The sequence below is a fragment of the Pseudobutyrivibrio ruminis genome (assembly GCF_015057245.1).
Lineage (GTDB): Bacteria > Bacillota > Clostridia > Lachnospirales > Lachnospiraceae > Pseudobutyrivibrio > Pseudobutyrivibrio ruminis_E.
Map to the genome: position 1 here is coordinate 43911 of NZ_SVET01000003.1, position 26447 is coordinate 70357.

Consider the following 26447-nt stretch of genomic DNA (forward strand, 5'->3'; position numbering starts at 1 on the left):
GCTAAATAGCCTCAGCCACTCCATTTACAACACCATTTTCAATATCGTATATACGGTCTCCCCAGGACCTAGCCCAATCTCTAAGCTCTGCTGAACCAAGAGGATTTGGTACTACCAGATCTTCATTTTCAGCAATATACTTTGCAAGATTTCTATAAATATCTGCCTGGGCACTGTTTGGTTTTGCCTCGATAACTGTCTTTCCATAAAGCTCAGATTGCTGAACATCAAGTGAACGATTTACATAGCCGGCAATGCTTGTGCCAGTCTTTGCCACAAAGTCATCAACTATCTCTCTGTGATAGCCTGGCTTCATGCTGTTTGCAATAACTCCACCAAGCTTTGCGCCACCAGTAGGAGCATATTTATTAATTGCCTTGAAAAGGTTATTTGCTGCATACAATGCCATAAAATCAGAAGAAGAAACAACATATGCTCTGTCAGTAATTCCATCTCTGATAGGAACTGCAAAACCTCCGCAAACAACATCACCTAATACGTCGTATAAAACATAATCAGGCTTAAATTCCTCAAATAGATTTAGCTCCTGCAATAAATTTACAGCCGCATTGATACCACGCCCTGCGCAACCTACTCCTGGAACTGGCCCGCCTGATTCAATACAAAGCACTCCACCAAATCCTTTAACAGAAATATCATCCAAATGAATCTTATTTCCTTCTCTTAGACTATCCAGTACTGTTGGAAGGTAGTTATTTCCTCTAAGTGTATTTGTAGAATCACTTTTCGGATCACATCCAATTTGAATTACTCTGTAACCAGCCTCTGCAAGAGCTGCACTTATATTAGATGTAGTTGTTGATTTACCAATTCCGCCTTTGCCATATATCGCTATATGCTTTCCTATTTTTCCAGCCATTATTTCATCTACCTTTCTTAAATTGTTACAGCTTCCCTTGCTTCAGAAATATACTGAACAGCCAAGTCAACCTTTACGTTTTCTAAATACTTTCTAATCTCCTTCACTTTATCTAAATGCTCCCATGGAAGGTCCACATCGGTCCTGCCGAAATGTCCATAAGCAGCAGTCTGTTTGTAGATTGGCCTACGAAGATTAAGGGCGTCGATGATAGCTGCTGGTCTAAGATCGAAAACATTTTCAATAATTTCTGCAATTTTTTCATCACTGATTACCCCCGTATTAAAACTATCAACTGAAATAGATACAGGCTTTGCTACGCCAATGGCATAAGCAAGTTCAACCTCTACCTGCTTTGCAACACCTGCTGCCACAAGGTTTTTAGCCACCCATCTAGCTGCATATGCTGCGGAGCGGTCGACCTTAGTAGGATCTTTTCCTGAGAAAGCACCGCCACCATGTCGACCGGTGCCGCCGTATGTGTCAACAATAATCTTTCTACCTGTAAGTCCTGCATCTCCCTGTGGTCCGCCGATTACAAATCGTCCTGTAGGATTTACATAATATATTGTGTCCTCATCCAAAAGCTCCTCTGGAATAACTGGCTTAATAACATATTTAATTACATCTTCTCTAATCTTTTCTAAAGTTACATTTGCCGCGTGTTGAGTTGAAATTACAATAGTATGAATTCGTTTAACTGTTTTATTATCATCATCGAATTCTACTGTCACCTGAGATTTTCCATCTGGTCTAAGGTATGGAAGTGTTCCATTCTTTCGAACCTTTGTAAGCTGACGTGTAAGACGATGAGCAAACGAAATAGCAGGTGGTAAATATTCAGGCGTCTCATCTGTTGCGTATCCAAAAATGATTCCTTGATCTCCAGCTCCTGTTCCAAAATCTTCCTTTACTCCTTCCTGTTTTGATTCAAATGCCTTATCTACACCAAGTGCGATATCAGCTGACTGCTCATCGATTGATGTAAGAACTGCAATTGAATCCGCGTTGTACCCATCCACATTGTTTACATATCCGATTTCCCTGATTGTATCCTTTGCAATTTTTGCAATGTCCACATAAGCTTTTGTTGTAATCTCGCCTACAACAAGTGCCAGTCCTGTAGCAACTGTTGTTTCAGCGGCTACTCTTGAATATGGATCCTGAGCAAGTAGCTCGTCAAGGATTGCATCAGAAATTTGATCTGCAATTTTGTCTGGATGTCCCTCTGTTACTGATTCTGATGTGAATAACTTTCCCATATTTGTTTGTCTCCTTTTCTTAAAATATTTTTTTATATGAAAAAACAACTAGAGGCCAAAGCACAGCTAATGGAACCATGCTCTAAACCTCTAGTTGTCTAGTCAGTTTATTTAATATCTATATTAAATTCTTATTTTTTCACTTTTATCAATCTGTACTATTTTTCCATCCTGGATAATTATACTAACAGAACCAAATTTTATTGTTTCTATGAATTCTTTTATTTTTGCCAGTTCATCATTAGAAACGCTCCTTACATTTGCCATATGTCTCTCTCCCTTTACAATTGCCTTCTGTTAAGTTGTTAGGAATTATATTAGAGAACGCCTATAAATTCAATACTTCTAGCTCCTAAAGAAAATGAGAGCCCGTTATAAATCTGTTTTATAACGAGCTCTCATTTGGTATTTTTAGTACATATAAACCCATTACTGGTGATCTGCAACACAGTAATAATCGAAGGTTCCTTTGCTAACTAATTCGCCGTTGTCATCTGTTACTTCCACATCAATGATACAGAACTTACGAGTACGCTTTACAACTTTTCCCTTTGCTGTAATACGTCCAGATTTGGCGCCTTTAAGGAAATAGTAGTTTGACTGCTGTGTAACGTACTGACGTCCATCTGCTCTTGCAGTGTAGGCAGCGCAAGTATCTGCCAATGTGAATTGTGCTCCACCGTGGGCAATTCCAAGAACATTAAGTGTTTCTGGCACAATATCAATATGCGCGGTGGCACCTGTCAACTCAATATCGTCCATAACGATATGATTATATTTTACAAATTCATTTGCATTAAGAGATTCTGCTAACATCTCCATTAATTCTTCACTCATAATATAACTTCCTTTCAATTAACTAGAGATATTATAAATTATTTAAAACAAAAAAACAGCCCACATCAAACCCTGATGTGAGCTGAAATATTATGTACTTTCTCTCTTTACAAGCGTAACTGGAAGCAATGTTCGCTTAGGAACTGTCTTGCCTTCAGATGCTGCTATTACCATATCAACAGCCGCCTCAGCCATTTCTTTTATTGGCTGATGAATGGTAGAGATTGGTGGATTTGTGATTTGAGAAATCATAACATCATCAAATCCAACTATTTTGATATCCTCAGGTACACGCTTGCCAAGCTTGGAACATACCTGCAAAATCTGAGAAGCAATCAAATCTGAACTGGCAAAGACTCCATCGATTTCTTCGTCATATTCCAATGCACCTTCCAGCATATCATGATAATCAAGGCTGTTATATTGCCCCATATTCGTAGCAACAACCTTATAAAATACTCCGTTCTTTTCACAGACTTCTATGAACCCTAGAGCTCTGTCATCAGCTGGCATGGAGTTGTCCAAAATACCACTGACGTGTAGAAGTCTCTTGCAACCGCAATCAATAAGATGCTGTGCTGCAAGCTCTCCCCCTTGTTTATTGTCGCACTCTACAGCTGCTGTTCCATTTTCAACAAAACGCTCAACTGTAACAAGTGCTATATTGCTATCCGTAAATTCCTGTACTGCCACACTTCCAGAGAAAAGAATGATTCCTGCAACCCTATTGCTCGTGCACATATCCAAATACTCTTTTTCCTTATTGTTTCTCCCCTTGGAGTTGCACAAAATAATCTTGTAACCATGCTTACTAGCGGCATTTTCGATGTTACTTATCATCTCTGCAAAGTATGGATGCCTAATATGAGGAACAATGACCCCGATAGTATTAGTTGTTTTTTTCGATAGAGATCTTGCTACCTCATTCGGTCTATAGTTAAGCTTAGCCATAGCTTCATAAACCTTTTTACGAGTTTTATCGCTAATGTAACCTCTGTTATTTAATACTCTCGATACCGTGGTGACAGTCAGTCCGCATTCTGCTGCCACATCTTTTAATGTTGCCATTGTAACCCCCTTATCATACAAGGATATTTACGGGAAGACGCAGCATTATAATTGCCTACTTCACAGCCCCCGCTGTTATTCCCTCAACAATATATCTCTGTAAGAAAATATAAAGAATGAGGATAGGTAACATAGCAAGCAAAAGTGCTGCCATAATTAATCCTGTGTCTGTAGAAAACTGCCCATAGAATACCTTTGTTGCAATAGGAATAGTATATAATTCCTTTCTACCAAGTACAAGTGATGGAAGCAAATAATCATTCCAGAATGCCATAGCATCAATGATTGCTACTGTAGCGATTGTAGGTTTTAATATCGGAAATACGATTTGTGAGAAAATCTGCCATTTATTACATCCATCAATTGTAGCTGCTTCTTCCAACGAAATTGGTACATTGGTATGAATACTTCCGTGGAACATAAATGTTGCCATAGAAAGCGAAAAACCTATGTGCATAAAAATTAATGTAACTCTATGATTTAAAATACCAAAAATTCCACCATATAGGGAAACAAGAGGTACCATGAGCACCTGGAAAGGAATAACCATTGATGCAATCATAAGTACAAATAAAATCTTGTTAGCCTTCCAATTATTTCTAACAATAAGATATGCTGTCATAGATGAAAGAATGATAGTTCCTATTGTAGAAAGAATTGTTACGAACAATGAGTTTCCAAATACTGTAAAGAAATTCATTTTCTTGATAGCATTTGGGAAGTTTTCAAGTGTAAATCCATGCTTACCTATAAGAGCAAGTGGACTTGCTGTAATATCAGCCTTAACCTTGAAAACGTTCAAGATAACCATTATGAAAGGGAATACGAATGCAATAAATAATAACGTAAGTACGATAATCATAATGGCATGTTTAATTTTTTTATTACGAGCTGCTACTTCATTTTCCATTATGCCTGCACCTCCCCTTTCTTACCAACGTAAACTTGAATTCCACCGATTACTGCACAGATAACAAACAAGATCAAAGCCTCAGCCTGGCCTGTACCATAGTTTTTGTTAACGAATGCCTGATTGTATACGTGCATAGCTGCAAGAGCTGAACTACCGTATGGATCACCGTTTGTCAATGAAAGGTTTACATCATAAACCATGAAACATCTGGTGATTGTAAGGAACAGACACTGTACAAATGACGCTGTCATAAGTGGAATTGATATGTGAATGATTGACTGTGTTCCTGTACAGCCATCAATTTTAGCCGCCTCAATAACATCTTCTGAAACACTCATAAAACCTGCAACATAGATAAGCATCATATAGCCTGCATATTGCCATACAGAAACTATAATAAGTGCTGCTATCGCCCCATTTTCTGTTGCAAGGAGTGACTTAGCATTGCCTGATGAAATAAAGCTTCCCAATGCTACAAAAGCTTTATTAAATACAAATTTCCAAACGTAACCAAGTACGATACCACCAATCAAGTTTGGTACGAAGAAACCTGCTCTGAAAAAATTCTGCCCTTTAATTCCGCTTGTTACCATATAGGCAATGATAAAAGCTACAGCATTTACAAGTACAACTGCAATTGCTGAATAAATAAATGTGCGTCCTAATGAAACCCAATAACCTGAATCCGCAAATGCGTTAACGTAATTTTGAATACCCACAAATGGTTTGTTACGAGAAACACCATCCCAGCTGGTAAGTGTTAAGTATAAACCATAAATGAAAGGTATGATTACCACGCAGGCAAATATAACTGTTGATATACCTGCAAAAAGCAAATACTGCTTTATTTTATAGCTCATTGTATTTGTTTTCATAATTCTATCCCTTTCAAAAAACATGGGGCCCGCTATAATGCTGGCCCCCTTTTAATAACTAGGAAGCTCGTCCATTTTTGATTGACTTCGTCAATAGGACTCGCTGTCATATGTTTTTCCTTCGCAAGCTAGGAAAAATATATGATTTTAGTGCTCAATTGGTGTTGCTGTCTTGAAGTAGTCTTCTACAGCTGTAACCAATTCGTCTCTTGTCATAGCCTCATCCAAATACTTCTGCATGATTTCCTGACCAACAACTGTCATGTGATCATCTGGTAAGTAGTTGTAGTTAGGAATAAGCTTTCCTGCATCTGCATAAGACTTAACTGATAATGAAAGTGGGTCAAGTGCTGAAGCATCGATGTTGTCGAATGCAGGAACAAGTGCACACTGCTCTGTAAGGAATGCATTTCCTTCAGGATCACTTACTAACCAGTTAAGGAAGTCAAGTGCTGCCTGTCTCTGCTCATCGCTTGTAGCATCTGAGTTATCTACGAAGAAGTACTTAGAACCACCACCAACAAGCTTTGTATTTGTGTCATCAGATGTGTTCTCAGGTACTGGCATGATTCCCATGTTCTCTGTGTAATCGTACTGGTTGATTACTGACCAATCCCAGTTACCACCAAACATGAATGCGATATCGCCCTGTGCAAGCATCATTGAAGACTCTTCACGGTCAGCGTTTGCTGCTGAACCCTTAGCATAGTTGTAAGCGATTAATGTGTCGAATGTATCCATAAGCTCGTTGAACTTTTCGTTGCTTCCAAGATCAGCTTCACCAGCTAATAATGAGTTAACGAATGCATCTGGATCTTCCTGCTGCTCATATACTTCTGCGAAGTAATGTGCGCCAAGCGACCAATACTCAGAAAGGACACCAACTGGAGTCTCCATTCCGCCAGCCTTAAGCTCATCTAAAAGAGCCTGGAAATCATCAAGTGTTGCAACTGATGATGGATCAAATGTCTCGCCTGTAATTGCCTCAATTGCATCTGCGTTGTAAATAATTCCTCTTGCCTCTACACAAACTGGGAAACCAGCAAGCTTATCGTTTACTGTGATACCAAGTGTTGTGTGACTAGCCCAATCTTCATTTGAAAGATCATAAGCATAATCATCAGCAAGTGAATAAATATCTTTTGCATCAACCATTGTAAGTGTGTATGGATCGTTTGATGCATACTTTGTTGCTACCTGAGATGCAACTGTTGTATCAGTATCAGCGTTGTATACCTCTACGTGTACGCCAGTAGCTTCCTCATAAGCTTCAGCCATTTCTTCGAACTGTGTCTGAATCTCAGTCTTTGAATTAAGTACTGTGATTGATACGCCTGAGCCTGAAGCACCGTCAGATGAACCACCATCTGAGCTACCACAAGCAACTAGTGAAGCTGACATTGCAGCTACCACCATGAGTGATAATAACCTCTTCTTCATTAAAATTAACCCTCCTTCAAATAGGTTCGTGTGTTGTTTACAAATTGGATATTAGCATGCAACATATACTATGTCAATCGGTTGACATACAATTTAGAGCTCAAAGTGTTCATTTTGTAAAAATAGGTCAAATTGTTAGAATTATTTTTGTGCATTATTCACCTAATATGGGCATAAAAAAGGCTTTAACATATGTCAAACGTGTGATATATGTTAAAGCCGCCATGTTAATTATTTACTCTTTTTTATATCAAATAAAGCTGATATAGGTTTAACAGTTATGTTGTCTATGAAATAGGCAATTATTACAGAACCCATTAATGTAGCTAGTGAAAGGAATAAAAATCCCATGCCTTTATGCATTAACGAGCTGGTAAATGCATAACAATATTTTCTCACTGCAAAAACCAGCACCAACATATGCCCTAAGATAATGCCATAGCTATATTGACTGATCAGTCTTATCAGATAGATATTTTTAAGCTTATCACCTAGCTTAAAGAATGAAGCCATTATGCCAACTGATGCAACTATCATATATGGATAATGAGCTGCCAAATCATCTGACATAGGTGGATACATATGTATTGCCACTTCAAATAATATTAGTGCAATTCCTCCAGCCACCATTGCAATGTTATCGTATTTACGTGACTCATCCAAGCTATACCAATATCCTATTAAGAAAATCATAAGCCAGAATGTAAAATTCATTGGCATGGCATTTTCATTGATAATTACTTTTGTAAGAACAAAATATATGTATAGAACAAATATCAATGCAGTCATTTTCTTGTATGGCAATTCTTTAAGCATGTATCGTAAAAACGGTACCAGTACATACAAAGAAATGATTACATATATAAGCCAAAAATGATGAACATTCGCCTTAGAATAATCTGCAGTAATTATTTTATAAATTGCAGTTGTAAATGATGTATAGCGCTGCGCATTATACTCCCACAAATAATAAAAATAATATATTACAAGAGGCACTATTATCTTGGTAAATCTTCTGCCATAAAATGTCAAAAGATTTTCATCCTTAAAGCGTAGTAACAATGCACCTGATATCATTAAAAATAAACAGTTGCCTCCTACCCCGGAAATACATCTAATAAGATTTAAAGCTTCATATAAAGGAGTTCCTGCCATACCTGATGCATATGGCCAATCCAAAGCCAGCACATGAACAAACATAATAAATAATACCGCAAGAGCACGAATGTAATCATATACTGGTTTATGATTGTTTTCTGGTATCGCTAATGTCTGTTTTATATAGCCTGTATCTTTAATAGATTTTACAATACTATAAACACTGCATAACACAACAATTAAAATGGCGATAAACCAATTAATAGGATGTGTTGTAAACACTCCTATAATAGCCAGGAAAAGGATATCTACAAATATCCAATAGGCCACTGCGAATAAACTTTTTTTCATCATTCCTCCACGTAGCATGACCGTAAAAAAGCTGCATCGTATATACGATACAGCTTTGTGCTACGACATAAAAATTATTTAGGATTAAAGATCTACTGAACCAACACGATCCTTGTTTGCTACATAATAAATCTTGCGCTCCTCTGGCTTGATGTAGATGTTGAGCTCTTCAAGAGTCTCTTTCTTGTAATCCTTCTTGAACTGAGCCTGTGCTTTCTTGAGGCACTCAGCTTCTGTAAATTCACGATCCTGATACTGAACAACAGCTGTTGTTACTACTGCCTTCTTAGACTTAGCAGCTGCTTTCTTAACAGTCTTTGTAGCTGTTTTCTTAACTGCTGTAGCTTTCTTTGTTGCTGTTGCTTTAGCTTTTGTAGCTGTCTTCTTAGCTGCTGTAGCTTCCTTTTTAACTTCTGCAACTGCTTTCTTAGTTGCTTCACTAGCGCTTGCTGCTGCAGTCTTTACAGTTGTAGCAGCAGATGCAGCTGACTTCTTTACATCGTCAACTGTAACCTTTGCATTTGTTACCATTTTTTCACCCTCCTATATGAGCAAACAATTATTATTTTTTATATGCCCTTTATTATAGTCATTTACTCACACAATTGCTAGTACATTCAATTAATTTTCTACCAAATCACTAATAAAATATAAATTATTAATTCTTTTTAGTACAAATTGCAATTATATATAGAAAGTTGATTATATTTTGAATTATCTAAAAATGGTTATTCAAAGTTTCAAAAAAACTTGCACTTGTCAATTCAGAAGAATCCTCTGGGAAGTCTATGGATTCCCAAAGCTTTGTATTCATATCAGAAAAATATCTATCCTCTAAATCAGAAACAATATCTTCAAGCACCTGCTTACGGCGATTCTCAATGATTACTGTTTTATTTTCTTCTGATAATTCTTCGTTATACTTATCCAAACACTGGAAGAAATAATATCCTCCATCAGCAGCAATTGCTGTTGAAACTTCATCTGTATCAAGATTGAAAACTACATCATCTACTTCCTCAGGATACTCTCCTCTTGCGAAGGTAACCTGGTAAGAATCTAGCTCTGTGTATGTTGATGCAAGTCTTTCAAATGTATAGCCGTAATCTATCATTCCCTGGATAGTTTCAGCTGTGGATTCGTCTGAAACATACAGTACAAATGCTTCCATTACGCGAGCCTCATCCTCTGATACTTCTTCATCAACAGAGTTCATTAACTCTTCGTATACTTTAGAGGCCAAAGCATATCGCATATACATTTTTTCGATGTCTTTTTTCTTTGCTTTTGTAAAACTTTTTTCTGCCGAATTTAATGATTTATAGTACTCTTCAGCAGCATCTGAGCATGCGTTTTTTTCTGATTCTGAAAGCTCTATTTCCTGCTCACTTGCATAAAGATTTAAGATGTATACTCTTGTCAAATGTTCCATAGTTAAATCTTTGATTGAGCTTGTCATTGTATCAGTGTCATAATCCTCTGACCAAAGATTCACTCCATCAACAGATCCATATATGTTTTTCTCATTTAAAAGATAAACCAGAGCTTCCTTTTTAGAGCATTTAAAATCTCCGATTTTAAACACAGTATTGTATCCACTAGATGTATCAAAATAAACTACTTTATCTCCTATGGTGCATCCAGTAAAATTAACCGCTAGGCATATCGCAAATGCGATAGGTAATAACTTCTTATAAAACTTCATATTAACCCTCTACTACAAGATATCTACCATCAGAAATAGAGAAAACTTCTTCGGCTGATAATATTTCTTCTTCGCTCATGCCAGTGATATCCATTTCATCTTCAAGATATTCAAGTACCTCTTTTTTATTCTTGCAGACTGTAGCACATACGTCCTCTAAAAACTCTACTGCCTCATCATAATCTTCTGCAACCTTTTCAGGAAATAGCTGTAACTGCTTTTCCAAAAATGTTTCTACTACTAATTTGTCGTACATATATTTATACTCCTTTCAAGTGCAAATGAATAAATGAGCACTTCCTTAACCGGAACATCATATGCATGCTCAATTGCATCTTTGTATAGCTTTAATTGCTTTTCATATCTTAGCACTAATTCATTATCTTCGTCCACCTTATCAGTCTTGTAGTCCATAAGAATTATTCCATCATCTTCTTCAAAGAATACATCGATAATACCCTGCACTAAGATCATCTCGTCAGTAACATCGTCATCATCAAACAATTCCTTTGCATCACTTCCAAATACAAAAGGCTTTTCCTTATATAGCTTTCCATTTAAAGCCGCCTTTGACATACGATTAGATAAATCATCATCTAGGAATACTTTCAGTTTTCTATGGTTAATTCTAGCAAATTCATCCTCCGATAAGCTTTTTGTTGCTTCCATGTATTTCAGTTGCTCATCAAAGCTTGAATTATAATCATCTCTGGCAAAATCAAAGCATTCCAAAAATCTATGCATTGCCGTTCCATATAAGGCACCGGAAGGGACTTTGCTTTCATCGTCTTTTCCTTCTACAGCTGTACGCATAAACTGCGGAATATAGCTTTCCTCATCGCTCTGAATAAAAGCTGGCGCTGCATCTTCATTAAACCTGAACGCATTCTCCATTGCCTGATGTTTGATCTCTGAAACAGAATACTTGCTTTTATATTTACTATCTGCAAGACCATTGTATTTAAATGATAACGTATTTACGATAGTGTTTTTTTCTGCACTGTCAGACTGAATAATAGTTTCAATTGTTTTCTTAACCTGTTCCTTTACAATTTCCTTTTCAACCTGGTCAATAAATAATTCCTGACAATCTACAATACGTCTATTGTAGTCTCTAGCTGATGCATTTAAAGCGCGAATAATAAGTTCGATACTTGTGGATGCCCCTATTTTAGTAGGGAAACTAAGCTTACTTCCATCCCCGCTAAACTCTTCTAACTTATCAACAACACTTTTATCTTTCGATGGTTTTATTGCACCAGTAATTATTAATTTATCAACAGCTCTTGTAAGGGCAACATAGAGAATTCGTAGGTATTCTCCTCTCTCTTCAGCTGCCGCTTTTGCATGAATCAGATTAAAAAATGGTGTCTTGTAGGTAATCCTTGTAGCAGGATTTCGATAATTTAAAGCTACACCAAGTGAAGCATCATATGAAAAATTGCTTGTATCGTTTCTAAAGCCACGACCACATCCACAAACAAAAACCACAGGGAATTCCAATCCCTTACTTTTGTGAATGGTCATTATTTTGACAGCCTCATCATTTTCACCAACTGTTTTAGCCAGTCCCAAATCCTCATCATAGGTTCTAAGACTTTCAATATAGCTTACAAAACGTGACAAGCCTTTGAAGCTGGTGCTCTCGAAATTAACTGCCTCATCAACAAGTTTATCCAGATTCGCAGAAGCCATCTTGCCATTAGGAAGAGCCTTGCAGTACATTCCATATTTGGTATATTCCAAAATATTTTCTATTATTTCATGGATTGGTGTATCTATTGCCTGCTCCCTGAAATAGTTTAATGTATCAAGAAACTCTGAAACATCCTTTGTGGACTTTGTTTTATCCCACTCAAGTAAGCATCCATACAATGATTCATCCGGATTAATTGTACGTATTTCAGCAAGTCTTTCAGAAGAAAAACCGAACATTTGAGAATGAAGTACTGCCGCCAGAGGAATATCATTAAAAGGATTATCAATAATTGTAAGCATAGACAGTACTGTTTCAATTTCTTCTCTATCAAAGAATCCTGTCTCCTCGGCAACATATGCAGGTATGCCATAATCTTTTAGGGTGGAAATATATTTGTCCGCATGTCCCTTTGTACCTCTCATGAGGATAACAACATCTGATAATCGCATATCTCTAAGATATCGTCCCTCATCGTTTTTGCCACTGACCTGAAAACCTGACGCCATCAGTTCATTAATGCGCTTTGCTACAACAAGAGCCTCTAACTCATCTCCATTTTCGATATCGAGCTCTTGCATTGAATCGGTATTTTGAGTTGCGATTATTATTTCTGACTCATAGTCCTTTTCATCACCAGGGAAGCTCTTATCTCCAAGCTTTAAGGCTGCCTTTTCATCATAGGCAACTCCACCAACATCCATCTGCATAAGAGGCTCAAATACCTGATTGCAGAAATCAAGAACTTGCCATCTACTTCGGAAATTGTTGTCCAAATCGATTCGAATATCATTGCCTGTTCCCTCAGTTGGATATGAGTATAGTTTGTCTATAAACAACTGTGGACTAGCCTGTCTAAAAGCATATATAGACTGCTTAACATCACCTACAGTAAAATAATTGCTTCCGTTGCTGATTGCAGTAAGAATCTGCTCCTGCAATTCATTAGAATCCTGGTATTCATCTACCATAACCTCTTTGAAATGCTGCGACAGTTCTATAGCTACAGGTCTTTTTTCATGCTCTTTTGAATCCTTATTTCTAAGGATTTCAAGAGCCATATGTTCTATATCATTAAAATCGTATATGTTTTTCTTGGCTTTTATTTTGTTTAGAACATCTGTGTATTCTTTTGTAAATCTAATCAGGGCTGATGCCTGCTTTTTCACATACATCAAATCAGAAAACATATCTTCCAAACTGGCTGAATAATATGATTCCTTGAGTTTACCAACTACATCTTTGTATTTTGTTCTAAGCGCCTTTGCTCTGGCTAAATCATCCTCATTTAAAGATGTGCCTTTGCTTCCAAATCTTTCAGAAAAATCTGTACCTATAACAGCACTGTATTTATCTTTAAAAGAAGTAGCTTCGGCTATGCCTCTAAGCTGTGCCAACTCATTTGAAAATATGTTTTTATCCTTTGAATCACAATCTGAATCATATAAATCTAAAAGCTTTGCAACTGAATCTATGAGTCCAGCTACATATAAATCCGTATATGCGATAATCTGTTTTATTAATTCAGACTTTTCTAATTCTTGAACGCTATCAATATTGTATAGATTTAAGGCATTATCATACCATTCATCTACCCATGCAAAACTGGTAGCTTTATCATGTAATGCGAAGACCATTTCCTTTAAAGTGTCTGTTCTTCTGCCAGAAATATAGGCATCTGCAAGTAGCTTAAAATCTTCATCACCATCTTCCAAATACTTTGACAAAAGGTCATTGAACACCTCATCGCAAAGCATCTTTAACTCGCCTGAGGTTCCAATTCTAAAGGCAGGATCCATATCAATTTCATAGAAATAGTTCTTTACAACCCAGCTACAGAAGCTATCGATTGTACGGATATGAGCATTGTGTATAAGGGTAGCCTGCGCCCTGATTCTAGCGTCCGCACCATTATTTGCAATCGCTTTATCAATGGCACGTCTGATTCTGTCTTTCATTTCCGCAGCAGCTGCAGTAGTGAAAGTAACAACCAGAATCTCATCCACATCTATTCCATTTTTTTCATCTAGAATTTCAGATATAATTCGCTCAACTAACACGAAGGTTTTACCACTACCTGCGGCAGCGCTAACAAGCATATTCTTGCCTCTTGTATCCTTCACTAATAGTTGTTCTTTAGTTAGTGCCACTATCCTTGTCTCCTAATTCTTCCTTCATTAACTCCAACACATCAGACTTGTTTTTATGTTTATCCAAATTTCTAGCCTGATATCCTGGTTCATTTTCATCAAAGTGACAAACACTTTTAAAACCACAGTACTTGCAAGCATCTATCTGTGTTCCAAGTCTTGCAGGTGCTGGTTCAAACCGACCATTGATTATGCCTTCGGCAGTCTTTGCTGCAGATAAAGCTGCATAATCAATTACTGTTTTCATATCCTCCCGGCTAATTGCATTAGCTGAAGCTAAAAGCTCGCCGTCTTTTTTTACACCAAATGGAACAATTGAAGATTCCTTTGTCTGCCAATCCTCTATTCCAACTGTGCTATCGTTTGCAGCCAAATCCTCTGGTTCAGATGAAAGGATGCCTTCCATTCTACTAAGCTTTAACTGTTTTTCTTTGACGTTTTCTCCACTGCTACTGAGCTCCAAAAACTTATTAGCCATTTCATAATAAAGCATAGCTGATGGATGCATAGTAGAATTTGGATATTTATCCTTAAGCTTGTCTAAAACGACTCCCATATAAATAGGCAACTGCATCGATAAGCCATAATAGCACTCATCCAAATCCAGCTTATGGCCGCTAGATTTATAATCGATAATTCTAACAGCTCTATCGTCACCTTCTGTCATATCAATTCTGTCAACCTTACCATTTAGGTTAGCAACCACTTCCCCACTGACAGGGTTGATAATTTCAGATTGAATCTTCTTCTCAAAAAGTTCAGGTTCAAATTCTCCTCTTGATACCTGTGTAGTAATTATCTCCACAACATGTCTTAAGGTCGCTTTCATAGATTCCACAATGTATCTCTGGGTAGAATCCTCCAGAGTTGCAACCTTTGCCATAGACTGGAATGTCTGAGAAATAGCGGTCTCAATATATGCTTCACGCTCTTCCTCTGTTACACCCTTAAATGTTTTATTATCTGCCTTTAGGCTATCAGAATATCTTTGAATTGCCTCATGATAAAAGTTACCCATATCAATGCTGGATAATTCAAACTTCTCTCGCTCCTGAAGCTTCATAATGTATGTCAGAAAATATTTATAACTACATTCATTGTATAGCTCAAATCTGGATACTGAGCCCTTTATAGTCTCATCAGCATTTAAAGCCTCATTAACGGCAAGCATTATATCATCCGAGAAGTCTTCTCTCTTATGTTCAAAAAATGCTCCCTTTAAAAGAATATCAAGCTCTTCGGCACTATCTTCCTTTGCCCAGTTTAAAAGCTCCTGTAAGACCCCTCTTTCCTGCTTAGACAAACTTTCCAAACCAAAGGAAGCTGCTTTATTCACAAGCTCAATCATGTAGTTCAATGAGCTTTTCTTTGATAACAATCTATCTTCTATTGCAAAGCTTTCTATCTCCTTTAAGGACAGATTCTCGAACATATTTTTAAATAGGTCAATAAGATATGACGGATTAACAGCCTTTCCTGCTGAATCTACTCTTGGCATGGTAATATAAAGCTTTTCATTTGGCTTTGTAAGCATAAGATAGAGGTAGAACCTCTGCCTGAATGATTTTTGTCTATCTGACGGCGCCAGTTCAAAACCTTGAGCAAGAAGCTGTTCTCTTTCCAGCTGAGAAAGGATTCCACCATTCTCCACCTTCTTTGGAATTGCATCATCAGATGCGCCTATACAAAACAGCACTTTGATATTTGATAAACGTGTACGTTCAATATCACCCAGAATAACACTATCATTCGCTGGAGGAATTACACCTATTGATGCCGCTGAAAGTCCTGCTTCGAAAATATCATGGAATTCTTCCAAATCCATTTCCTCATCCCCAAGAATTCCCACAAGCTTATCAAGTATATCCATTATAACCTGATAAATCTGACTGTACTCTTTTGCCTTTACTGGCTGATTTCCTTCTTCAAATAGCTTTTCCCTTGATTTAATCTGTCCTTCAAAATCGAAGTAACAAATAATCTCATACAAAGCTGTAGCAATAGTTCTTACTGAACACTTTTTTGAGATTTGCTTATCAAAAGCCATGAAAGGAGCGATAAACTTTTCTCTAATTTCGTTTACTCTGAGTAAGTCCTCATCCTTGGAATAAGAATTTGAACGAATTGCAAAAGGATGGAAATACTTTTTCTTGCCACGGATTCCTGTTGAAATAAGATAGTTCTCCAGATAATCCATTTCTTCGAAAGTTAAATCTGTAAGGTTTGTTCTTAAGAATCTAAAGACGTCCTCTCTTCTGAAATCATTATCAAAAATATCAAACAGTGCATCTATAGCTTCTGTCATAGGATGGAACAAAATCTCTGTTTTTGCGTCAACAAAATAAGGGATATCATAATCGCTCCATATCCCTGAAACTAAATATCTGTACTCCTCCAGGTTAGGTGCAACAACAGCAATATCCTTGTAGTGCATTCCTTCCCTAACCAATTTATTAATCTCTATAGCTACATACTGTAGTTCTTCACGCTGACTTCTAAGACTAGTCAGCAAAACGTGGTTATTTGGCTCCTCCTCACCTAAATATTTCTGTGGCTTTGCCCTGAAAATGTTCTTTTCAAGATGACTGAGAATTTCATTATCTGATAGCCAGCCATTTTCTCTGGAAATATAGGTAGGTTTATTTATAGTTACGCCAACTCTCTTGGCGATTTTATTCATTCTTATCGCAAATTCAGATGACATTGAAAACAACTCATCATCTGCCAGATTTTCTAAAAGAGGTGTATCCTCGTCTGCTGTGATAGTGACAGCAACCTCTTCACATATTGCAAGCATGTGCTCCACCAGCTGATACTGGATAGGCGTAAATCCTGTAAATCCATCCAAAACAACTGTTGAACCATTTACTATTTCTGAGCTATCTAACATATCGTTTAGAGTAGATAGAATAGACTCAGTGGTAACGTATTTACCATTTATAAAATCTAAAAAAGCCTCGTACAAAACTAACAAATCCGAGGCTTTTCTTTTGAAGCTTTCCGACATCACAGGTGTGGCAATCATCTCCTTGAGCTTTTCCGGAGTGATGTTGTACTGAGTAAGCTCTGAAATTAATGACTTAACCTGAGTAATGTAGCTGATTCTTGTAATATTATTCCTTAAAGTCTTTATGTCATTAATATTAGAGTTTATTAGCTTGCGAATCACAAGTGATTTTCCTGTATCATCCAATACAGCATTTACACCAGCTCCAAGTTCTTCAAATACTCTGTATGCCAAGCGATTAAATGATAGAACATCGATGTTCATAATACACTTGTTAGGGTGCATAGAAACAAGAAGTCTTTGGGTGGACATGGTGTACTGTTCTGGCACAATAACAAGAAAATTCTTGTCTTTATTTGCCATAGCTTCTTTTATTATTCTTTTATAAAGGGTAGTGGATTTACCACTACCCGAGTTACCAATTATTAATGATAATGACATTATTACTCCTAGTGATTATTGAGGGAACATACCTCGCAGCATGGTTGCCATAGAACCCATTCTAGACCTCTGGTAAGGCTTTCCCTTCAAATATAATTCTGCAACATTAATATTCTTTAATTCTTCCACTGGAACCTCGTATGGATTTGAATCAAGAATAACTATATCACAGCTTTTGCCCATCTCCAACGTTCCTCTCTCCTTCTCATCAAATAATGAGTAGGCACCATTATATGTAGCCATTCTAAGGGCATCAAAAACAGACACAGACTCTTCTGGATTTCTGTTGTTACAAGCATCGTGAATCCACATAATTGGATTTGGGTCAGAGGCAGGAGCATCTGAATTAAAGCACACCTTTATTCCCATATCATTGATTGATTTAAGTGGATTAACTTTTGCAAATCTATCCTCTGACAACATCTCTTTAACAAAATCATCTACACCAGAAATATGTGACAGCATAGAAGGCCTAGCGGAAATCATAATATTGTATCTCTTGCAGATCTTTAAAGCACGCTCTGTAGGAAGTGAACCGTGTAAAATGATATGTCTATGATCGTATCTAGGATAATCCTCAAGGGCTAATGCAATTGCATTTACTGCCTGTTCAAATGCTGCATCCCCAACAGCATGTAAAGCTATTTGATAGCCCGCCCTGTTGGCATTAATACAGAACTTTTGAACATCGATATCATCATAATATGAGACACCTTTGTTTTTTACAGTAGCATAATCATCTATTAAAGCTGCATCTAAGTTGGCAAAAGTACCATCCAAATCTGCAAATACTACACGATTCATATCTTTTTTGGTAATCTTATCCACATTAGAGCACTGATATGCAACTCTCAGTTGCATTCCATTATCAAGTCCTTTCGCTACCGAACGCTCCATATCAAAATCATAATCTCGAATAAAACCTAAACCACTAGCTGAGCAAATCAATCCGACTCCTCTACTTGCCAGGAAATCTGATGTTTCCATCATTGAATCAATGACTTTCTTGGTAGATAAGCCATGAGTTATAAATTCGCAGGCGGCAGCAAAAGCTTCCTGTTTCAATTCTCCTGTAACAGGATTGAATCCTCTAAGATTTTCCGCCTTAGACTTAACAGCCTCAATAAAAAGACTATTAGCAACACCTGAATGGGCATCATGTTTTATGATAAATGCGGCCTTTTCAGGACAAGCCGTATCCATCTGTTCTCTAAGAATTAAATAACCTTCTGAAACAGAAAACTCTGTTGCACCAAAGCCTACGATTATACTCTCTCTTGATTCTTTTGCATATTTTTCCAACTGTTCCAATATCTTTGCATTTGAATCAGTATCATTTATTGGAAACATCTTATGCAATACAGAAAAACCAGAATAATGTGTATGGGTATCTACAAATGCAGGCAAAGCAACATTTTTGCCTAACTCGATAGGAGGAACCACCTCATACTGAGTTGGTAATGTGTTGCCAATATAAGCAATACGTCCTTCCCTTTCAACCAAGTAATTAGCAATTGTATTGTTTTCATCACAAGTGATTATTGTTCCATGAAATACCTGCATTTTTCTCCTCCATACCCCTCATTAACTATTTTTTAACCGGTCTGTAAATGTGTCTTGGAATACCATCTACCATGATAGGCGATACATCCCCTTGTATCAGTGGTCTAACATATGTAATAAAGGCTTCTGTTACATATGTGCCATCATGAGTAATCCAATTTCTAGGTACAAGCTTTTCGTCATTAGCAATCTTGTGAACATCCTTAACCTCTGTACCACACTGATAAGGATCATCTGAATGGCGAGTAAGTGTAACCATCTTGCCTGTATCTCCCTCATCTGCAGCAAGGACGGCAGCACCACCAACCTGATATGCTTCAAGAATATCAACACGTGAAGCTAAATGTGAGCCAGCTCTCTGAAGTGTAGAAAGCTCAATAGCTCTTGTCTTACAGCCAAGCTCTCTTCCAATGTAGTTACATAGATAAGCAGCTGTTCCTGTAAGCTGTTTGTGATTGAATGCATCTACGAATTCAACATTATCACCTAGCTCACATACATATTTACCTTCTTTTGTATGAATACCTTCAGATATACATACAACTACTGATTTCTGTGTTTTAAGAAGCTTTACAACTCTTTCCTTAAATTTACTAAGATCAAAAGCAACTTCTGGTAAATAGATTAAATCTGGTCCCTCACAATCCTCTCCTTTTGCAAGGATAGATGCGCCTGTAAGCCAACCAGCATTACGTCCCATGATTTCCACAATTGTAACAAGGCCTTTGTCATATTCGAGGCAGTGGCCATCGCGGATAATCTCTTTAACTGATGTACCAATATATTTAGCAGCACTACCAAATCCAGGTGTGTGGTCAGTAAGTGCTAAATCATTATCGATAGTCTTAGGACATCCTATAAATCTAATTTCGGAACCTGTAAGAATGGCGTAATCAGAGAGCTTCTTGATAGTATCCATAGAATCATTACCACCAATGTAAATTAACGCCTCAATTTCGAGCTTGTTAAGAATTGAAAATATTTTTTCATAGGTTGCCATGTCTTTGTGAATTTCAGGAAGTTTGAAGCGACATGAACCAAGATACGCTGCTGGAGTTCGCTTTAAAAGCTCAACATCCAAATCATTTTTGATGAAATCAGAAAGATCAATATAATCCTCTTCCATCAAGCCTTTGATTCCATGGAGCATACCGTACACCTTGCCAGCACCACGGTCTTTTGCTGTTCTGAACACTCCTGCTAAAGAAGAGTTGATTGCGGCGGTCGGTCCGCCTGATTGTCCCACAATTACGTTTCCAGTCATTACATTTTACCCCCAATCATTTAAGTTTCATGATTTATTATCAACAGCTAGTGCTGCAATAATCCCCAAAAATCAATCATCTCTAGGATCGTCCCTAAAATGCCCTGCAATAATATCACATACACACCAAATACCTCCTCCAATGGTGGATGCAATAAAAATCTTGATAACGTTTATTATTAAATTGCCGGCTGTAAGGGTACCACCAGTAAAACCTGTAACTAGCCAATAAACTGGCCGAACAAATAGCCAATAGCCTCCAATATATAAGCCGAGGACTGTGCCAAGAACGCTAAATAGCACAGCTAAGGCTTTCTTTGCACTTTTTTTCATATAATATAATTGCTCCTACAATATAATCCTACTTAAAATGGTAGCATAATGAGGCCAAAAACGCCACATAAAATACCATAACAAGTAACTGCAATTATAAGGGCTACGGCAAAGCCTGCGATTACATCCTTGATAAAATGCACACCACCAATAACTCTTATTACGGCAAGTGCTAATCCAAGGATTATCACAAACACTGCTAATGCCACAGATGACTGCATGATTGTAAAAGCTACCATGAAAATAGAAAATACGTGTCGGCTTGGAAAGCTTTTTCCATTTGTATCTTTATTCAACGCTGGAACAAAATCATATACTTCATATGGTCTTGGAGCACTAATGATTTTTCTAAAAAGAGATACGATAACAAAAGAAACCCCAGGAATTAAAATGCTTCTATACAAAAGATTATAGTCTCCTGAAGGGTTAAAGAACGCCCCATAAACAAGATATCCTGCGTACAGCAAGACTGTAATATAAGTAATGGCCTTGTCCAGCACATTAAGAGCTGTAACAAGACCATTATTATTTTTAATATGTTCTGTAATTGCTTTGTAAGCTATCATAAATTATGCACCTATTAAAACAGTATTCGAGGTATGTGTTTTAACAGCTTCCTCAAAAAGATTCTGCGCAAATGTAATATCCTTTCCCATAGAAAATGCCATTTCCTCGTAAAGCTTGCGACCTGCGACTGAAAGTGTCTTTTCATCAAGGGCCATTACCTTTTTGCCAGCAGCAATTCTCTGCCACTTTCTGATAAGTACTGTCTTTACTACCTGTGCCAATGACTCGGGTGTAAACTCACCCATTACCTCTTTAAATTTTTCCTGAAGAGCTCTTTCGTTTGGCTCCTCAATGCACTCAATGTTGTCAATGTTTTCAAGAATTCTAGTAAAAGTCTCCTGCTTTGCTACTGGACGTAACCTAACTGATGAACCACTAATTGGAGTAAATACCTTAGCCCCTGCCTTAAATACAGGCGACATGCAGTAATAAGTTTTGCGAGAACCTTTGCCCATAAGCTCCATGTCATCAATATCTTCAATCTGACACACACCACTGCCCTCATGAACTAAATAATCGCCTACCTGATATTCCATTTTACACCATCCTTCTAAACCATTACAACAAGTACCTCCATAACTCCTATTCCCCTAAGATATAGTTTCGATAGGTCTATTATAGCACGATTTGCCTTGTCTAGACACAAAAAATTCACATTCGTGAATAATTCCCACGAATATTTAAAATTGTAAGATGGAATTTGTAAAAAATGACAACATTCTGACAAATTAAAAGAAAAAAGAAAAGGGTTAGACTGTGAGCCGGGTTATGTCTTTTAAAGTAGTCATCTATCTAGGATTACTGTCGCCAATAATCTCAAGCGTTCAACCTAGTGCTGGCGGGCCGCGTACGCACTTTTTAGAACTTGCTTCGGATGGGGTTTACATGGCTTTCGTTGTTACCAACGAAACGGTGGTCTCTTACACCGCCTTTCCACCCTTACCCATAATAAAATGGGCGGTTTATTTCTGTTGCACTATCCTTGGAGTTACCTCCACCAGCCGTTAGCTGGCATCCTTGCCCTGTGAAGCCCGGACTTTCCTCTCTCCTATCATTACAATAGAACAGCGACTACTCATCTAGCCCTTTATAAACATTATTAAAGAATACAGCTTCCTCCAATAAACTCGCGAACCAGAGAATTGTTTGGAATAACATCTGGCGCCATTGGAAGGAAGTAATCTAAAAGCTTTATGAGACGCTTTGCCTCTGGATACATCGGATGATCAGATGGAATTGCATATAGTTGAGGATCAACATATAGCTTAAGCACTGCCATCTCGTATATTAAAGCTGTGTTGAAAACATGATCTGCCTGCTCCTGGAATGGGAAAATGTATTTTTCCTCTCCTCTTCTAACAGAATCCCACATTGCTATGGTCTCTGCCGCAGATGTAGCTCTCGTTCTTGAATCTCGTACAATTCTGCGAATCAATCTACCATCAGCAGTAGAAAGTGGATTGTGCTCATCAATAGAAAGCTGAGTTAATGCAGAAAGATAAATCTTGTATTTGCTTTCAGCAGGAAGTGATGAACTCATTCGATCGTTAAGTCCATGAATTCCTTCGATAACAAGTATATCATTTTTTCCTAACTGCATATAGTGGTCATTATACTCTCTTTTTCCAATTTTGAAATTAAAATTTGGAAGAAGGACTCTTTCGCCTTTTAAAAGCTTAACCATGCACTCGTTAAAATATGGAATATCAAGGCCTTCTATTGACTCAAAGTCCTTTTCTCCATATTCATCTATAGGCATTTGATCACGGTTTAAATAGAAATCATCAAGTGGTACTGGATGAGGCACGCAGCCTAAAGCTCTAAGCTGTGCAGAAAGCTTGTGTGAAAATGTGGTCTTTCCTGATGATGAAGGGCCAGCCATCATAACAAACTTAACATCCTTGTTTGAAGCAATTGTACGAGCAAGCTCGCCAATATTACGCTCCATAATTGCCTCTTGAGATAAGACAATGTCTTTTATTCTGCCACTTGCTATAGCATCATTTAATGCACCAACAGTAGGAACTCCCATTGTTCGTCCAAATTCAGATGCTGCCTGTTGAACTGAAAATAGCTTCATTGGACTGGTAAACTCTGCAACAGTCCTAGAATCTCCCTTAAGCTTGTTGGCGTTAGGGAATAGTAGCATAAAACCATGCTCAAATTTCATCAAATCAAAATACTGCAGATACCTGGTAGATGGTACCATGTATCCATAGAAATAATCAATGCATCCATCCAAATCGTACACATTTATATTTGAACTTGTACGATATTTAAGCAACCGCTCCTTATCTTTCATATTGAAGCTATGGAACAATTCCTTTGCCTGGCTGGTTTTAATTGAATACTTCTTAAGAGGAATATCCTGCTGAACTAAATCAAGCATTACTTTTTTAAGCTCCTCAAGCTTTTCCTCTGTGATTTCACCAACTCCATCAATAGTGCAGAAATCCCCTTGACCCAAGGAATGCTCCACCCTAAGGTATGGATTTGCTGGCAATGGATATACATCCATAAGAGCTCGCTGAAGTAAAAATACTACACTTCTACGGTATGCTCTGCGACCGTCTTTGTCAGCTGTAGTTAGGAATTCTAGCTCTGCAACACCTGTTACAACCGTGTGTAGCTCGGTAAGGCTGCCTTTGTACTTTGCAAGGACAATATCATCCTTATAATCAGCCTGATGAGCTTCTGCAATGTCTAATAACTTTGTACCGTCTTCGTAAATCTCTTCCTTACCGTTAATAATTACTTTAGCCATGACTCTTCCTCCGTTTCAGCTCCACTTGCTGTATTAGCTCAAGCTCATTCAACAGTATCGCTTTTCTATTTTGTATTGGGTCAGTGACTTCTGATGCTTGAAGTGATTCAAGCTTATTGAGGATTGATGTATATTCTCTTTTATTCTTTTCTAAAAGAACCTGCAATAAATCTGGAGATTTTTCAATAATGATCGGACCATATTCAAGCTCAGCATCCGAAAGCTCGGTGCGTTGGCCAGAAAACGAAACTTTCATTATAGGATAAATCTTGCCTTCTTCAGTACATAAGCTTTCATCAAGAAATTGAAAACCATTTTCCACAAGATACTCACGAAGAGCTCTGTATTCTGACTGAGGTTCCAAAATAAGTGTCTTTGCACTCTTTGCAACCATAAGCCTTGCATCTAAAATCCTCTTGATTAAGGCACCACCCATACCACAAATACATATGACATCTGCCTCAGACTCATCAAGCTTGGCCAATCCATCTGATAATCTGAATGTGACCTGGTCTGAAAGATTAGCCTGTTCAACATTAACCTTTGCTGATTCAAGCGGACCTTTATTTACGTCCATTGCTATAGCTTTATTAGCCATTTTATTCTCTAAAAGAGAAATTGTAAGATAGCCATGGTCACAGCCAACATCGGCAATGGTGTCGCACTTAGGCACCATGTCATATATAATTTGTAATCTTGGAGATAATTTTATCATCAGTTTATGTCCAATTCTTGTAATTAGCATTAAGGAAAAACTGCCATGCAAATTGCCTTCGGCAATGGGCAGTTCTTGAGCATAACAAAATCCTTCACTAATGTTCGGATTTTATCATGCATTTACTGATCAAGGTAATCCTTAAGCTTTCTGCTTCGGCTTGGGTGACGAAGCTTTCTAAGAGCCTTTGCCTCAATCTGTCTGATACGCTCACGAGTAACATTGAATTCCTTACCTACTTCTTCAAGTGTGCGTGCCTTTCCATCCTCAAGACCGAATCTAAGGATAAGAACGCGCTGCTCACGCTCTGTAAGTGTCTCAAGAACCTCGTGAAGCTGTTCCTTTAAAAGTGTAAATGTTGCAGCCTCTGCTGGCACTGGAACATTTTCATCTGGAAGGAAATCACCAAGGTGGCTATCTTCCTCCTCACCGATAGGAGTCTCAAGTGAAACTGGCTCCTGAGAAATCTTTAAGATTTCGTGCACTCTGTCTACTGTGATGCCCATTGCTGCTGCAATTTCCTCTGGAGTTGGTTCGCGGCCATACTCCTGTAGTAACTGTCTAGAAACTCTGATGAGTTTGTTGATTGTCTCAACCATATGTACAGGGATACGGATTGTACGAGCCTGGTCTGCAATAGCACGAGTGATAGCCTGTCTAATCCACCATGTAGCATATGTAGAGAACTTGTAACCCTTGTGATAATCAAACTTTTCAACAGCCTTCATAAGACCAAGGTTACCTTCCTGAATAAGATCAAGGAAAAGCATTCCACGACCTACGTAACGCTTTGCAATAGAAACAACAAGACGAAGGTTTGCCTCAGCAAGCTTATTCTTTGCTTCCTGATCGCCGTCCTCCATTCTCTGAGCAAGTTCAACCTCTTCCTCTGCTGAAAGAAGTGGTACCTTACCAATTTCCTTAAGGTACATACGAACTGGATCTTCGATGCTTACTGAATCAGGTACTGACATATCGATATCTTCAATATCCTCATCATCACTAGCAAGAAGAAGTGCATCAGATGGGCCTGAAGAGAAGTTTACATCAATACCTCTCTTATCAAGGTATGTAAGAATACGCTCCATCTGCTTTGCATCGATTTTATAGTCCTTTAAGAACTCTGAAATTTCATAATCCTCGATAATGCTCTTCTGAGACTTTGCAATCTTTACAAGCTCAGTAACCTTTGAATCTAATTCATCGCTTCCGAATGAATCAAGGTCATCATCGTCATCATCGTCATCATCTCTATCAACTGATGTCTTTGCTCCTACAGATGCAAGGAACTCATCAACGTCCTCATCATCAGCTGTCTCATCAATGTTGTCGAAATCATGCTCGTTAAATTCAAGATCCTCTGCTGAAATCTCTTCTAAGTCTGCAAAGTTTACATCTTTGTCATCAGACTCTGACTCTTCTGATTCAGCCTCGTCTGCTTCTGCTAAAAATGCATCTGCAGCTGCTTCTAAATCCTGGTTTTCGATTAGTTCTTCAACTTTCTTTTTTGCCATTTTT

General features: G+C 37.8%; 22 protein-coding genes and 1 other RNA gene. All 23 read right to left on the bottom strand.

The genetic code is table 11. The features are described 5' to 3' along the window. Position 1 precedes the first annotated feature (1 nt). The 23 genes from E7274_RS03880 to rpoD all read right to left on the bottom strand — a co-directional run bounded on the left by E7274_RS03880 (position 2) and on the right by rpoD (position 26443). On the bottom strand, positions 2 to 880 hold the full coding sequence (locus E7274_RS03880) for a nucleotide-binding protein (protein WP_074791288.1): 879 nt from the start codon (positions 878 to 880) through the stop codon (positions 2 to 4). 17 nt (positions 881 to 897) lie between these two features. Beyond that, entirely contained in the window at positions 898 to 2142 is a 1245-nt protein-coding gene (gene metK / locus E7274_RS03885; RefSeq protein ID WP_304173915.1) for a methionine adenosyltransferase, read from the bottom strand. A gap of 123 nt (positions 2143 to 2265) precedes the next feature. Next, on the bottom strand, positions 2266 to 2409 hold the full coding sequence (locus tag E7274_RS03890; protein WP_074791284.1) for a YezD family protein: 144 nt from the start codon (positions 2407 to 2409) through the stop codon (positions 2266 to 2268). Between the two features lie 162 nt (positions 2410 to 2571). Next, complete coding sequence (locus E7274_RS03895) at positions 2572 to 2979, bottom strand: PaaI family thioesterase (protein ID WP_304173916.1); 408 nt, start codon at positions 2977 to 2979, stop codon at positions 2572 to 2574. 90 nt (positions 2980 to 3069) lie between these two features. Next, the gene (locus E7274_RS03900) at positions 3070 to 4047 is read right to left on the bottom strand and encodes a LacI family DNA-binding transcriptional regulator (RefSeq protein WP_304173918.1); all 978 of its coding nucleotides are present in this window, start codon (positions 4045 to 4047) and stop codon (positions 3070 to 3072) included. 55 nt (positions 4048 to 4102) lie between these two features. Further along, positions 4103 to 4957: a carbohydrate ABC transporter permease gene (locus E7274_RS03905; protein ID WP_033154439.1), complete on the bottom strand. Its 855-nt coding sequence runs from the start codon at positions 4955 to 4957 to the stop codon at positions 4103 to 4105. After that, complete coding sequence (locus E7274_RS03910) at positions 4957 to 5835, bottom strand: carbohydrate ABC transporter permease (RefSeq protein WP_033154440.1); 879 nt, start codon at positions 5833 to 5835, stop codon at positions 4957 to 4959. Before E7274_RS03910 ends, E7274_RS03905 begins: the two co-directional genes overlap by 1 nt. Positions 5836 to 5982: 147 nt before the next feature. Continuing rightward, the gene (locus tag E7274_RS03915) at positions 5983 to 7275 is read right to left on the bottom strand and encodes an ABC transporter substrate-binding protein (RefSeq protein ID WP_304173920.1); all 1293 of its coding nucleotides are present in this window, start codon (positions 7273 to 7275) and stop codon (positions 5983 to 5985) included. A 231-nt stretch (positions 7276 to 7506) separates the two neighbouring features. Next, positions 7507 to 8724: an acyltransferase gene (locus E7274_RS03920; protein ID WP_304173922.1), complete on the bottom strand. Its 1218-nt coding sequence runs from the start codon at positions 8722 to 8724 to the stop codon at positions 7507 to 7509. Between the two features lie 84 nt (positions 8725 to 8808). Beyond that, positions 8809 to 9255, bottom strand: a complete 447-nt coding sequence (locus tag E7274_RS03925; RefSeq protein ID WP_052169908.1) for a DUF6465 family protein — start codon at positions 9253 to 9255, stop codon at positions 8809 to 8811. Between the two features lie 187 nt (positions 9256 to 9442). Then, positions 9443 to 10429, bottom strand: coding sequence for a peptidylprolyl isomerase (locus E7274_RS03930; protein WP_304173924.1), 987 nt, complete (start codon positions 10427 to 10429; stop codon positions 9443 to 9445). 1 nt (position 10430) lies between these two features. After that, a complete protein-coding gene (locus tag E7274_RS03935) occupies positions 10431 to 10685 on the bottom strand; it encodes a hypothetical protein (RefSeq protein WP_033154444.1) in 255 nt (84 codons plus the stop codon). After that, positions 10670 to 14275: a helicase-exonuclease AddAB subunit AddA gene (addA, locus tag E7274_RS03940; RefSeq protein WP_304173926.1), complete on the bottom strand. Its 3606-nt coding sequence runs from the start codon at positions 14273 to 14275 to the stop codon at positions 10670 to 10672. The genes E7274_RS03935 and addA overlap by 16 nt, the downstream gene beginning before the upstream one ends. Beyond that, positions 14262 to 17723 carry a PD-(D/E)XK nuclease family protein gene (locus tag E7274_RS03945; protein ID WP_304173928.1) on the bottom strand — a complete coding sequence of 1154 codons (3462 nt, stop codon included), beginning with the start codon at positions 17721 to 17723 and terminating at the stop codon, positions 14262 to 14264. The genes addA and E7274_RS03945 overlap by 14 nt, the downstream gene beginning before the upstream one ends. Positions 17724 to 17738: 15 nt before the next feature. Continuing rightward, the gene (locus E7274_RS03950; protein WP_304173930.1) at positions 17739 to 19286 is read right to left on the bottom strand and encodes an amidohydrolase; all 1548 of its coding nucleotides are present in this window, start codon (positions 19284 to 19286) and stop codon (positions 17739 to 17741) included. Between the two features lie 25 nt (positions 19287 to 19311). Beyond that, on the bottom strand, positions 19312 to 20550 hold the full coding sequence (locus E7274_RS03955; protein ID WP_033154448.1) for a 6-phosphofructokinase: 1239 nt from the start codon (positions 20548 to 20550) through the stop codon (positions 19312 to 19314). Between the two features lie 72 nt (positions 20551 to 20622). Then, on the bottom strand, positions 20623 to 20883 hold the full coding sequence (locus tag E7274_RS03960; protein ID WP_033154449.1) for a hypothetical protein: 261 nt from the start codon (positions 20881 to 20883) through the stop codon (positions 20623 to 20625). Between the two features lie 32 nt (positions 20884 to 20915). Then, on the bottom strand, positions 20916 to 21449 hold the full coding sequence (locus E7274_RS03965; protein ID WP_304173932.1) for a phosphatase PAP2 family protein: 534 nt from the start codon (positions 21447 to 21449) through the stop codon (positions 20916 to 20918). A 3-nt stretch (positions 21450 to 21452) separates the two neighbouring features. Then, a complete protein-coding gene (locus E7274_RS03970) occupies positions 21453 to 21986 on the bottom strand; it encodes a CarD family transcriptional regulator (RefSeq protein WP_304173933.1) in 534 nt (177 codons plus the stop codon). A 205-nt stretch (positions 21987 to 22191) separates the two neighbouring features. After that, positions 22192 to 22537: RNase P RNA component class A (gene rnpB / locus E7274_RS03975), an RNA gene on the bottom strand. A 12-nt stretch (positions 22538 to 22549) separates the two neighbouring features. Next, positions 22550 to 24214 carry a nucleoside kinase gene (locus E7274_RS03980; RefSeq protein WP_304173935.1) on the bottom strand — a complete coding sequence of 555 codons (1665 nt, stop codon included), beginning with the start codon at positions 24212 to 24214 and terminating at the stop codon, positions 22550 to 22552. Further along, positions 24207 to 24929 (bottom strand): tRNA (adenine(22)-N(1))-methyltransferase, encoded by a 723-nt coding sequence (locus E7274_RS03985; RefSeq protein WP_304173937.1) that lies wholly within the window; start codon positions 24927 to 24929, stop codon positions 24207 to 24209. The genes E7274_RS03980 and E7274_RS03985 overlap by 8 nt, the downstream gene beginning before the upstream one ends. Before the next feature lie 122 nt (positions 24930 to 25051). After that, positions 25052 to 26443 carry an RNA polymerase sigma factor RpoD gene (gene rpoD, locus E7274_RS03990; protein WP_167541229.1) on the bottom strand — a complete coding sequence of 464 codons (1392 nt, stop codon included), beginning with the start codon at positions 26441 to 26443 and terminating at the stop codon, positions 25052 to 25054. Between the last annotated feature and the right edge of the window lie 4 nt (positions 26444 to 26447).

Coding starts and splice junctions, on each gene's coding strand:
- E7274_RS03880 (WP_074791288.1), bottom strand. CDS start 880: ATGGCTGGAAAAATAGGAAAGCATATAGCGATATATGGCAAAGGCGGA.
- E7274_RS03945 (WP_304173928.1), bottom strand. CDS start 17,723: ATGTCATTATCATTAATAATTGGTAACTCGGGTAGTGGTAAATCCACT.
- E7274_RS03935 (WP_033154444.1), bottom strand. CDS start 10,685: ATGTACGACAAATTAGTAGTAGAAACATTTTTGGAAAAGCAGTTACAG.
- E7274_RS03900 (WP_304173918.1), bottom strand. CDS start 4,047: ATGGCAACATTAAAAGATGTGGCAGCAGAATGCGGACTGACTGTCACC.
- E7274_RS03950 (WP_304173930.1), bottom strand. CDS start 19,286: ATGCAGGTATTTCATGGAACAATAATCACTTGTGATGAAAACAATACA.
- E7274_RS03890 (WP_074791284.1), bottom strand. CDS start 2,409: ATGGCAAATGTAAGGAGCGTTTCTAATGATGAACTGGCAAAAATAAAA.
- rpoD (WP_167541229.1), bottom strand. CDS start 26,443: ATGGCAAAAAAGAAAGTTGAAGAACTAATCGAAAACCAGGATTTAGAA.
- E7274_RS03915 (WP_304173920.1), bottom strand. CDS start 7,275: ATGAAGAAGAGGTTATTATCACTCATGGTGGTAGCTGCAATGTCAGCT.
- E7274_RS03970 (WP_304173933.1), bottom strand. CDS start 21,986: ATGGAATATCAGGTAGGCGATTATTTAGTTCATGAGGGCAGTGGTGTG.
- E7274_RS03895 (WP_304173916.1), bottom strand. CDS start 2,979: ATGAGTGAAGAATTAATGGAGATGTTAGCAGAATCTCTTAATGCAAAT.
- E7274_RS03965 (WP_304173932.1), bottom strand. CDS start 21,449: ATGATAGCTTACAAAGCAATTACAGAACATATTAAAAATAATAATGGT.
- E7274_RS03910 (WP_033154440.1), bottom strand. CDS start 5,835: ATGAAAACAAATACAATGAGCTATAAAATAAAGCAGTATTTGCTTTTT.
- E7274_RS03960 (WP_033154449.1), bottom strand. CDS start 20,883: ATGAAAAAAAGTGCAAAGAAAGCCTTAGCTGTGCTATTTAGCGTTCTT.
- metK (WP_304173915.1), bottom strand. CDS start 2,142: ATGGGAAAGTTATTCACATCAGAATCAGTAACAGAGGGACATCCAGAC.
- E7274_RS03985 (WP_304173937.1), bottom strand. CDS start 24,929: ATGATAAAATTATCTCCAAGATTACAAATTATATATGACATGGTGCCT.
- E7274_RS03930 (WP_304173924.1), bottom strand. CDS start 10,429: ATGAAGTTTTATAAGAAGTTATTACCTATCGCATTTGCGATATGCCTA.
- E7274_RS03955 (WP_033154448.1), bottom strand. CDS start 20,550: ATGACTGGAAACGTAATTGTGGGACAATCAGGCGGACCGACCGCCGCA.
- E7274_RS03925 (WP_052169908.1), bottom strand. CDS start 9,255: ATGGTAACAAATGCAAAGGTTACAGTTGACGATGTAAAGAAGTCAGCT.
- E7274_RS03920 (WP_304173922.1), bottom strand. CDS start 8,724: ATGAAAAAAAGTTTATTCGCAGTGGCCTATTGGATATTTGTAGATATC.
- E7274_RS03905 (WP_033154439.1), bottom strand. CDS start 4,957: ATGGAAAATGAAGTAGCAGCTCGTAATAAAAAAATTAAACATGCCATT.
- E7274_RS03980 (WP_304173935.1), bottom strand. CDS start 24,214: ATGGCTAAAGTAATTATTAACGGTAAGGAAGAGATTTACGAAGACGGT.